Origin of the sequence: uncultured Cyclobacterium sp. (assembly GCF_963976465.1) — a bacterium.
GTDB lineage: Bacteria > Bacteroidota > Bacteroidia > Cytophagales > Cyclobacteriaceae > Cyclobacterium.
Map to the genome: position 1 here is coordinate 1 of NZ_CAXBOC010000162.1, position 10,144 is coordinate 10,144.

The 10,144-nt window shown below is 41.7% G+C and carries 10 protein-coding genes; 1 reads left to right on the plus strand and 9 read right to left on the minus strand.

Translation table 11 applies throughout. From position 1 onward, the window contains the following. Positions 1–283, plus strand: a 283-nt coding sequence (locus AAC037_RS10785; protein WP_339903001.1) for a hypothetical protein, incomplete at its 5' end; no start/stop codon positions are given. 467 nt (positions 284–750) lie between these two features. On the opposite strand, the gene aroF is transcribed toward AAC037_RS10785, so the two are convergent. The 9 genes from aroF to AAC037_RS10830 form a co-directional block, all read right to left on the minus strand. Continuing rightward, a complete protein-coding gene (gene aroF, locus AAC037_RS10790; protein WP_339903002.1) occupies positions 751–1,770 on the minus strand; it encodes a 3-deoxy-7-phosphoheptulonate synthase in 1,020 nt (339 codons plus the stop codon). After that, a complete protein-coding gene (trpA, locus tag AAC037_RS10795) occupies positions 1,767–2,540 on the minus strand; it encodes a tryptophan synthase subunit alpha (RefSeq protein ID WP_339903003.1) in 774 nt (257 codons plus the stop codon). The genes aroF and trpA overlap by 4 nt, the downstream gene beginning before the upstream one ends. Positions 2,541–2,545: 5 nt before the next feature. After that, a complete protein-coding gene (trpB, locus tag AAC037_RS10800) occupies positions 2,546–3,724 on the minus strand; it encodes a tryptophan synthase subunit beta (RefSeq protein WP_339903004.1) in 1,179 nt (392 codons plus the stop codon). Next, a complete protein-coding gene (locus tag AAC037_RS10805) occupies positions 3,711–4,385 on the minus strand; it encodes a phosphoribosylanthranilate isomerase (protein ID WP_339903005.1) in 675 nt (224 codons plus the stop codon). Before AAC037_RS10805 ends, trpB begins: the two co-directional genes overlap by 14 nt. After that, positions 4,382–5,203: an indole-3-glycerol phosphate synthase TrpC gene (gene trpC, locus AAC037_RS10810; protein ID WP_339903006.1), complete on the minus strand. Its 822-nt coding sequence runs from the start codon at positions 5,201–5,203 to the stop codon at positions 4,382–4,384. Before trpC ends, AAC037_RS10805 begins: the two co-directional genes overlap by 4 nt. Before the next feature lie 2 nt (positions 5,204–5,205). Then, a complete protein-coding gene (gene trpD, locus AAC037_RS10815; protein WP_339903007.1) occupies positions 5,206–6,216 on the minus strand; it encodes an anthranilate phosphoribosyltransferase in 1,011 nt (336 codons plus the stop codon). Then, entirely contained in the window at positions 6,216–6,797 is a 582-nt protein-coding gene (locus AAC037_RS10820) for an aminodeoxychorismate/anthranilate synthase component II (RefSeq protein WP_339903008.1), read from the minus strand. Before AAC037_RS10820 ends, trpD begins: the two co-directional genes overlap by 1 nt. 22 nt (positions 6,798–6,819) lie before the next feature. Further along, positions 6,820–8,226: an anthranilate synthase component I family protein gene (locus AAC037_RS10825; protein WP_339903009.1), complete on the minus strand. Its 1,407-nt coding sequence runs from the start codon at positions 8,224–8,226 to the stop codon at positions 6,820–6,822. A gap of 239 nt (positions 8,227–8,465) precedes the next feature. After that, positions 8,466–10,144, minus strand: a 1,679-nt coding sequence (locus tag AAC037_RS10830) for a nucleoside-diphosphate sugar epimerase/dehydratase (protein ID WP_339903010.1), incomplete at its 5' end; no start/stop codon positions are given.

The following is a 10,144-nucleotide window of genomic DNA, read 5'->3' on the forward strand; positions in this document are numbered from 1 at the left end:
ACGCCGAATAGCTACAAGGCGGAAGTTAATGTATTCGTCATTCCGAGACTTTGCGAGGGCCTTTCCCGTTGGAAGGCGAAGGAATCTCAACAGTGGCGAGACTGCCACACCCTTGCCTCACCCTTGCCCTTCCCTAAGGGTTCGCAATGACTTAACAAGTACATCTGGCTCACTTCGACAGGCTCAGTGGCCGAAAGATAGTGTGACCGATGACGATTTTTACGTCATTCTGAGATTTTGCAGGAGCCATGCGGGAGGGAAGGCGAAGGAATCTCCTAAGTGATGAGATTGCCACAGCCTTTTCCTCCGCAAAACCTCTCCAAAAAGGGTTCGCAAGGACGTAACAAGCACATACTGGCACACTTCGACAGGCTCAGTGGCCGAAAGATAGTGTGACCGATGACGATTTTTACGTCATTCTGAGATTTTGCAGGAGCCATGCGGGAGGGAAGGCGAAGGAATCTCCTAAGTGATGAGATTGCCACAGCCTTTTCCTCCTTATAAAGGGAGAATTTGGGCTTTCAGCAATGGGGTGACTTTTGCTGAATATGGGATAGCATCTCTTGGAAAAACCGCTAGCCCAAAAGAGGGATGATCACCTAATTCGAGTTAAACCTATTGCCATCGAGTGGCACAAAGATTTTGTCAGCATCATAGAAAAACTACAATACTGACAAAATCATAACAAAAAACTGATCTACAGATGTTTATAAAACTGTTAAACAAATTGATCAATCCACTGACAAAGGCTTAATGCAAATCAAATGATTTTCTTATCTCAAAAATTTTCCTAATGTAGTCAATCAGGTCACTACTTTGGGTAAAGTTTAAGGTCTGCTGTCCATCGGAATAGGCTTTATCCGGATGCTCATGGGATTCGTAAATGATTCCATCTGCGCCGGCCATCACCCCTGCCAAGGCCATTTGTGGTACAAAGTCCCGAATACCAATACCATGAGAAGGATCCACCACTACAGGCAAATGGGATTTAGACTTTAAAATGGGAACTGCATTCAGGTCTAAGGTATTTCTGCTTGCCCTTTCATAGGTACGGATTCCGCGCTCACAAAGAATGAGTTTTTCGTTCCCCCCTGAAAACACATATTCCGCAGATTGAAGCAGTTCTTCGATTGTTCCCGAGATTCCCCTTTTGATTAAAACGGCTTTGTCAATTTTACCCAATTCATCCAAAAGGTTAAAGTTTTGGGTATTTCTGGCGCCTACTTGAAAAATGTCTACATAATCGTGCATTTCTTCTATCTGGGAAACCTGCATGACTTCAGTTACGATTTTAATTCCTGCAGCCTTTGCATGTTGGTACCAAAGCTTTAGGCCATCCATGCCCAGTCCTCTAAATGCGTAGGGACTGCTCCTGGGTTTGAAGACTCCACCTCGCATCATGCTTACCTTGTTCTCTTTTAGGTGAGCAATTACCCGTTCGATTTGCTCCTCGGATTCTATGGAACAAGGCCCGGAAATAATGGCCATATCTCCATCTTTAATTTCAATTCCATCTCCAAGATCAATGGATGTAGGTTTTGCTTTCCACTTTTTAGACACTAGTTTGTATTCATCAGATACCACGTGGATGTCTAAAATACCATCCATGGCCCCAATTTTTCTAATGTCATAGGAAGCTTTTCCAATACCTATCAGGTAATTCCCAACCTGTGTTTTGACCTCGCTCACCTTATAGCCTAAGCCATTGATCTTTTCGATCAATTTTTGGGTTTGTTGCGGGCTTATGTCTGTCTTTAGCTGTACGATCATGATATGACGCCTTTAATATATGTTTTAATTTCTTCGTTGAAGGATTTTGCCTCCCTGACAACATTGATAAAAGCACTCCCAATAATTGCTCCGTGTGAGTAGGTCGAGGCGGTGGAAAAAGAGGCCTTATCTGATATACCAAAACCTATCAATCGTGGATTTTTAAGTCCCATATCTCTCACCCTCTCAAAATAGGCAATTTGCTCAGGACTTACCTCCTTTTTAGCTCCTGTAATACTTGCCGAAGAGACCATATAGATAAATCCATCTGTTTTGCTATCAATTTCCCGGATTCTTTGTTCAGAGGTTTGCGGAGAAATCAGGAAGGTATTTCTAAGGTTATAATGGTCAAACAAATCTTTATAGGCATCGGTATATTGCTGCATTGGCAGGTCAGGAATAATCACTCCATCAACACCTACTTCCTGACATTTTTTGCAAAAATCTTCCATTCCGAACTGCACAATAGGATTTAAATACCCCATCAATACCACAGGAATATTTAATTTACTCCTTAAGCCTTTCAATTGCGTAAACAACAGTTTAAGGGTCATTCCATTGTTAAGGGCCACATTATTGCTATCCTGAATGGTAGGGCCATCGGCTACAGGGTCAGAGTAAGGAATACCTATTTCAATAATATCTGCACCTGCCTCTTCAATGGCTTCCATGATCTCCATGGTGTCGTCCAACTTTGGGAAACCTGCTGTAAAGTATATAGAAAGGATATTGCCATCCTTATTTTTAAATAATTCGTCTATTCGATTCATGGTCATTAATAATTACCCCATTTAATATATGTTTCCAAATCCTTGTCTCCTCTCCCTGACAAGTTGATTACGATGATGTCCGACGCATTGAATTTTAGCTGCTTCAAAGCAGAAAGTGCATGGGCCGATTCTATGGCCGGTATAATTCCTTCCAAACGACTCAATTCTATTCCTGCTTTCATGGCATCTTCATCTTCTACTGCCAAAAACTCTCCTCTCCCTGAGGCAAATAAATGGGCATGCACGGGACCTATCCCCGGGTAATCCAAGCCTGCAGAAATACTGTGGGGCTCCACTACCTGTCCATCTTCCGTTTGCATAAGTAATGTCTTGCTTCCATGAAGAATGCCCGGTTTTCCCAGTTGTGTGGTGGCTGCAGACTTACCGGAACTTACGCCATGGCCGGCCGCTTCCACCGCTATTAATCTTACTTTCTCGTCATTGTAATAATGGAAAAACGCCCCTGCAGCATTGCTTCCTCCTCCTACGCAGGCAACAACTATGTCCGGGCTATCTTTTCCCTCTTTTTCTAAGAGTTGTGTTTTGATTTCAGCAGAAATTACCGACTGAAACCTGGCAACCATTTCAGGGTATGGATGAGGTCCAACCACCGACCCAATAATATAATGCGTATCAACAGGATTGTTAATCCACTGCCTCATGGCTTCATTGGTAGCATCTTTAAGGGTTTTACTACCTGAATTGGCAGGCACCACTGTGGCGCCAAGAATCCGCATGCGTTCCACATTGGGTTTTTGACGCTCCATATCAATGGCACCCATATAGACCGTACATTCCATTCCCATTAAGGCACAAACAGTAGCTGTGGCTACCCCATGTTGTCCTGCCCCTGTTTCGGCAATAATCCGCTTTTTATTGAGTTTTTTGGCCAGGATAATTTGCCCTATGGTATTGTTGATCTTGTGGGCTCCGGTATGGCAAAGGTCCTCTCTTTTAAGGTAGATTTTTGCTCCATATTCTTTCGACAATCTTTCGGCCAAAAACAAAGGAGTAGGCCTTCCCACATAATCTTTGAGCAGTCGATCAAACTCTTCCTTAAAAGCTTCAGAAGCCATGATTTGCTCATAATTTTCTCTAAGCTCTTCTATGTTGGGATACAGCATTTCAGGGATGTAGGCTCCCCCAAAATCTCCGTAGAATCCATTTTCATCAATCTTTATCATCGGTTTTCTTTTTTTTCGCTGTGGCAGCTTTATCTCTGATTGCTGCCGTAAATGTCTTTATTTTTTCCAAATCCTTGACACCTTTGGAAATTTCAAATTTTGAATTGATATCAATTCCCGCCATGGCAGGAAAAGCCTCATAACAAGCCAGAAGGTTTTCCGCATCTTTGGGGGTTATTCCTCCGCTTAACAGAAAAGGCGTCTCATAAGGATAGGTTTCTAATAGCTCCCAATTGAACTGATGGCCTGTGCCCCCGTAGGAAGGACCATCTGTATCAAACAGGAAATAATCCACCAGGTCTATATAGGGTTCCAATGACTTCCAACTCCAGTCTGCTCCTACCCTAAAAACCTTGATCAGTTTTACTTCGGTCTGTTCTTTTAGGGCTTGTAGCTGATCCGTAGATTCATCTCCATGAAGTTGAACCATGGAAAGGCCGTAATCCTTTATTATTCTAAGGATTTCTTCTGTGCTTTCATTGACAAACACCCCCACTTTGGGTAAAGCGATACCCTTATAGTGGGTAGCATCTTGTCCAAAATTAGGCACATAACGACCTGAAGGAGGGTAGAATATCATCCCCATCCATTCAACTTCCGCTATTCCCAACAAACCTGAAATATTCTCAGGCTCAGCCATGCCGCAAACCTTGATGATCATACGGCTACCTGTCCCTTGGAAGCTGCCAATAACTTCCTGTATTGTTGCATAAAATTATAGGCCGCCTGATGCGGACGGATGGTCTTCATGAAGTTTTCTCCGATCAGAAACCCATCATAACCTGCCTGTTTTAATTGGACCAAAGTGGCCGGATCAGCAATGCCACTTTCTGAAATTTTGGTAAAGGTATCGGGTATGGCTTCCCCCAGATCCAAAGAGGTTTGAATATTCACCTCAAAGGTCTTTAGGTTTCGGTTGTTTACACCTACTAGGTCTACATGCTCGTTAAGGCTTTTTTTCAATTCCTCCCCATCATGCACTTCCAACAAGACCTCCAAACCCAGGTTTTTGGCAAAAACAGCCAATTCTTTGAGTCGTTTTGGCTCCAAGGCGGCTGCTATCAATAAGATACAATCTGCTCCAATGGACCTGGCCTCTATGATTTGGTATTCATCTACAGTAAAGTCTTTCCGTAAAATTGGGCAGAAATTGAATTTTCTTGCCAGGCCAAGGTCTGCTTCACTTCCTCCAAAAAAATCCTTGTCAGTCAGCACAGACAAAGCAGAAGCTCCGGCTTGCATATAACCAATTGTGGTTTGCTCCACCGATGCTGTCCCATTGATAAGGCCTTTGGAGGGCGATCTTCTTTTGAATTCAGCTATGATCCCGGTCTTCTCAGGGTGGCTGACATATTTTTTCATGGAAACCACCTCACTTTCGAAAAACAAACTTTTCTCCAGCAATTTTTGTGGGTAAAGGGCTTTACGCTCTTCTATTTCCTCCTTTTTTCGAGCAATTATTTTTTCCAGTATATTCATTCTTAGCTAATATTTATGGAGGTTTTAGGATTTATCAATTCTTTGAAAACTTTGAGTGCTGTACCATTTTTTAAGGTTTCGGTAGCTTTTTCTCTAGCGGTATCCAGACTCCAATCCGGCTTAGACGTGGTGAGGGCAAGGGTAGCATTGGCTATTACCACTGCTTCTTGCTCTGGGCTTCCTTTACCTTTCAAAATCTTCATGAAAATATCTGCAGATTCCTCAATGGTGGTTCCTCCCTTGATGGTTTCAGGCATAATGGTATTGAAACCTAATTCTTCCGGACTAACAATTTTTTCCCCATCGTTAGAAATCCACTTAAGATCACCTGTCAATGAGACTTCATCATATCCATCCAGGGCATGTAAGATACTAAATCTCACATCATTGTTTTGGTACAGGTAACCATACAGCCGTGCAAGTTCAAGACTAAAAACACCTACCAATTGTTTTTTTGGGAAACTCGGGTTGACCATAGGGCCCAGCATATTGAAGAAAGTTTTTACCCCCAGCTCTTTGCGCACCGGACCTATGTGTTTCATGGCCGGATGGAAAAGAGGGGCATGCAAAAAACAAATCCCGGCATTATCCAGACTGCTTTTTAACTGATCCACATCATTGGTAAACTCATAACCAAAATGAGCCAAAAGGTTTGAAGATCCGCAAACCGAGGATACCCCCACATTGCCATGCTTGGCTACCGGTTGCCCTGCGCCGGCCACAATAAAAGATGCCAGGGTGGAGACATTAAAGGTATCTTTGCCATCCCCTCCTGTGCCACACAAATCAATGGCATCATATTCAGGGATATCTACAGCGATACACCTTTCGAGCATGGCCTCTCTAAATCCCATCAACTCTTCAACCCTCACACTTCGCATCATAAATATGGTCAAGAAAGCAGCCATCTGGCTTGTATTTACTTCACCGGAAGTCATTTCTTTCAATATCCCTTTTGCTTGTTCTTTGCTTAGGGTTTTGTGTTCTATCAGGTGGTTGAGTATCTCTTTCATTAATTGTTATTTTTTTTACCTTCAATCCAGTTTTTTATTATTTGCACCCCATTTTCAGTCAGAATGCTCTCGGGATGAAATTGCAAGCCACGTACATCAAATTCTTTGTGCTTGATGGCCATGATCTGTCCATCGGGCGTTTTGGAGGTAACCTCAAGCCCTTCAGGTAGCATCGTGGCATCTATCACCCAACTATGGTACCTGCCTACGGTGAAATATTCAGGCAAGCCTTCAAACAATAAATCAGGTTTGATCTTTATTTTGCTCGCTACACCGTGAACCACCTCTGTTAGGTTGATAAGTCCTGCTCCAAAAGCCTCTCCAATGGCCTGGTGCCCAAGACATACCCCTAAAATATCTTTACTTGCCGCATATTTTTTGATCAGTTCAGGCATAATCCCTGCCTCAGAAGGAAGTCCGGGGCCCGGGGAAAGCAATATCTTATCATAGGCATCCACCTCTTCTAAGCTTATTTTATCATTTCTAATAATATCCATTGATTCTCCATAACCCAATTCTCGGATAATATACACCAAGTTATAGGTGAAAGAATCATAATTGTCCAGTACCAGTATTTTCATCTGTAAATGCTTTTCTATTTAATTAAATTGTCTCCGCAGACTTAAGGGCTACCCGCAAGGCTTCCAGCTTATTACTGACCTCTTGAAGTTCACTCTCAATGGAGGACTTGGCCACTACACCTGCTCCTGCCTGAAATCGCAATTGGTTATTTTCTGATACAAATGAACGGATCAGAATGGCATGATTAAAATCTCCGTTGAAACCCAAAAAGCCTATGGCTCCCCCATAAAACTTCCTTGCGCTATTTTCAAGGTTGTCTATCAGTTCCATGGCCCTGTATTTGGGGGCACCTGACAAGGTACCCGCAGGAAAAGTGTCAGCAACCAGCTGGAGCGGGTTGGCTCCCTCAGGGAGATCCCCTATCACTTTTGAAACCAAATGAATGACATGTGAATAGTATTGAATCTCTTTAAAAACTTCCACATTCACTTTTTCAGAAGACCTGCTTAAATCATTTCTGGCCAAATCTACCAGCATTACATGTTCGGAATTCTCTTTGGGGTCATCATAAAGTTTCACTGCCAATTCAGCGTCCGATTTATCATTTCCTGTACGTTTAAAGGTCCCTGCAATCGGATAAATGGTTGCCTTTCTGCCCTTAACTACAATTTGAGCTTCCGGGCTACTACCAAAAATCTTATAAGAACCGTAATCAAAGTAAAATAAATAAGGAGAAGGATTGATGGAACGCAATGCCCGATAAACGTTAAACTCATCTCCTTTAAACCCGGTTGAAAAGGAGCGGGACAATACTATTTGGAAGACATCTCCCCGAAAACAATGATCCCTTCCCTTGGCAAGAATATCTAAAAATTCATTGTCGGTATAATTGGAAGTTTCCTTGCCATCCAGGCTAAATGAATAGCTTGGGATATTTTTATTATTGAGAATCATTTCAATTTTTGGAATTCCCGACTCCTCTTCTCCACCTTCCAAATAATGTTCAAAAATATAAAGCTCATTTTTGAAATGATCCACCACAATCATGTTCTTGTACACCGCATAGTGAATCAAGGGAATACTTGAAGCTTGAGGATTGTTGATGGTGATGTCTTCAAAATAACTTACCCCATCATATTGAATATAGCCAAACAGACCGTTGGTAATGAACTTAAAGTCCATCTCCTCTTCCTGAAAGGTATTCCCAAACTGCCTAAGAGGATCCATAATATTGTCTGTTTTCTCAAGCTTCTTCACAGAAGTGCTCTGGTCGGGAAATGACTGATGGACTTCACCGTTTATTAGAGAAAAAGTTGCCATGGGTTCACAACAGATATAGGAATAACTGTTTTCATTCCCATGGTAGTCAGAACTTTCCAGAAGGATGGTATTGTTATACCTGTCGCGAATCTGAAGGTAAATACTCACCGGAGTGATGGTATCTGCCAATAGCTTTTTATACCGGGTTTTGATTCTTATTTTATTCATTATTTGGGTATTTAAAATAAAAAAAAGGCTTGCCGGGAATCCAGCAAGCCTAAGTATATCGATTGATCAAAATTTGGCAATAGTTAGCTGTTCCCCTTTAAAAGAAGTAAGAAAGCCACCACCAATTTTGATTCTGATTTTTCATAACGTTGAGCAAATATAGAAAAGGGCGTCGATTTTAAAAAGGTATTTTAAGATATTTTTAAAATTGTTCCTTTACTATACTATAAAGCATCAATTTAAGGTTTTAATTCATGAACGATCGCTTCGTTATCAATGGCTTCAAACCTTGATTTATGACTTAAGAATTCAGGAACCATTTTTTTCATTTGTCCCACCAAAGTCATTTCCCCTTCATTGCCTTTCATTTCCATCAATAAGGAGACATCCAAATTAACTTCGTCGAAATTTCCAGGCCTTACTTGAGCGATTTTAATTTTCGGATGATGCGTTTCCAAAGATTTCTCTTGGTCATTAAGCACTTCCTCATATAATTTCTCACCCGGTCTCAAGCCTGTGATCCGAATCATGATGTCTACATCAGGTTTTTTGCCACTCAAGTGAATCATTTTCCTGGCCAAATCAATGATTTTAACCGGTTCTCCCATATCGAATACGAAAATCTCGCCACCATTACCCATTACTCCGGCTTCCAATACCAGGTCACAAGCCTCAGGAATAGTCATAAAATAACGGGTAACTTTTGCATCCGTAACCGTTAGCGGACCTCCTTTTTTTATTTGTTCTTTGAACAATGGAATAACAGATCCGTTGGAACCTAGCACATTACCAAACCTTGTAGTAATGAATCGAGTGCCACCATTACCGGATTCTCTAAGCTTTTTATCCAGGCTTTGAATGTACATCTCGGCAATACGTTTACTGGCCCCCATCACATTGGTTGGGTTCACCGCTTTGTCGGTACTTACCAAGACAAATTTCTCTACCCCATACCTTACGGCCAGGTCGGCTACCGTCTTGGTGCCAAGCACATTGCAGCGCACTGCTTGAATAGGATACCTCTCCATCATTGGTACGTGTTTGTAGGCTGCTGCATGAAAGATCACCTCAGGTCTGTAAGTTTTCATGATGTGCTCCAGGTTTTCTTCGTCTGTCACATCTGCCAAAACAGTTTGTAAAGCCAAATCCTTGAACTCACTTTCCAACCTGATCTCATGCTCATGTAAAGGCGATTCTGCTTTATCCAACATGATCAAAAATCCGGGATTAGCTCTGGCCACTTGCTTACAAATCTCACTTCCTATGGAACCTGCAGCTCCGGTTACCAAAATGGTTTTTCCACTGAGGTAACTTGCTACATTTTTATTTTTTAGATCAATGGCATCTCTACTCAATAAATCTTCAATATTTACTTCCCTTAAGTTGCCAGTTTTGGAGCTACCATCCACCCATTCATTTACAGGAGTGATGGTAAGCGCATGTATATTGAGTGTAATACACCTGTCAATGATTTCTCTTTTTCTAGCCGGAGAAAGGTCCATCACCGAAATAATCAATTCTTTTACTCCCTTTTCTTTCACCAAGCTGTCCAACCTATCCAAACCACCATGAACCCTAATTCCTTCAACCTTTTTCTTTTGCTTTTTAGGGTCATCATCCAAAAATCCGTGAACATTAAACTTATAATGGGTATTTTTCAAGATTGCCTTATGAATAAGAATACCTGCTTCCCCGGCACCAAAAATTAAAACATCTTTTTCCGGCAAATCCGGTTCAACTTTATTTTTGATAAGACTAAAAGCTTCTTTTACAAACAGGCGATAAACCATTAAAAAAGACAAGGTCAATACGGATGTGATCACCAATACTGACAAAGGAAGAAAATGCTTCCCTGGTACCAAGAAAACACTGTAGCCAAAATCAACCAAATAGGCAACCACAGCCGTTATTATGGTGG

What these genes read in the sequence shown, in the direction of transcription:
- AAC037_RS10825 (WP_339903009.1), bottom strand. Translation starts at nt 8,226, where the DNA reads ATGAATAAAATAAGAATCAAAACCCGGTATAAAAAGCTATTGGCAGAT.
- aroF (WP_339903002.1), bottom strand. Translation starts at nt 1,770, where the DNA reads ATGATCGTACAGCTAAAGACAGACATAAGCCCGCAACAAACCCAAAAA.
- AAC037_RS10805 (WP_339903005.1), bottom strand. Translation starts at nt 4,385, where the DNA reads ATGATCATCAAGGTTTGCGGCATGGCTGAGCCTGAGAATATTTCAGGT.
- trpD (WP_339903007.1), bottom strand. Translation starts at nt 6,216, where the DNA reads ATGAAAGAGATACTCAACCACCTGATAGAACACAAAACCCTAAGCAAA.
- trpC (WP_339903006.1), bottom strand. Translation starts at nt 5,203, where the DNA reads ATGAATATACTGGAAAAAATAATTGCTCGAAAAAAGGAGGAAATAGAA.
- trpB (WP_339903004.1), bottom strand. Translation starts at nt 3,724, where the DNA reads ATGATAAAGATTGATGAAAATGGATTCTACGGAGATTTTGGGGGAGCC.
- trpA (WP_339903003.1), bottom strand. Translation starts at nt 2,540, where the DNA reads ATGAATCGAATAGACGAATTATTTAAAAATAAGGATGGCAATATCCTT.
- AAC037_RS10820 (WP_339903008.1), bottom strand. Translation starts at nt 6,797, where the DNA reads ATGAAAATACTGGTACTGGACAATTATGATTCTTTCACCTATAACTTG.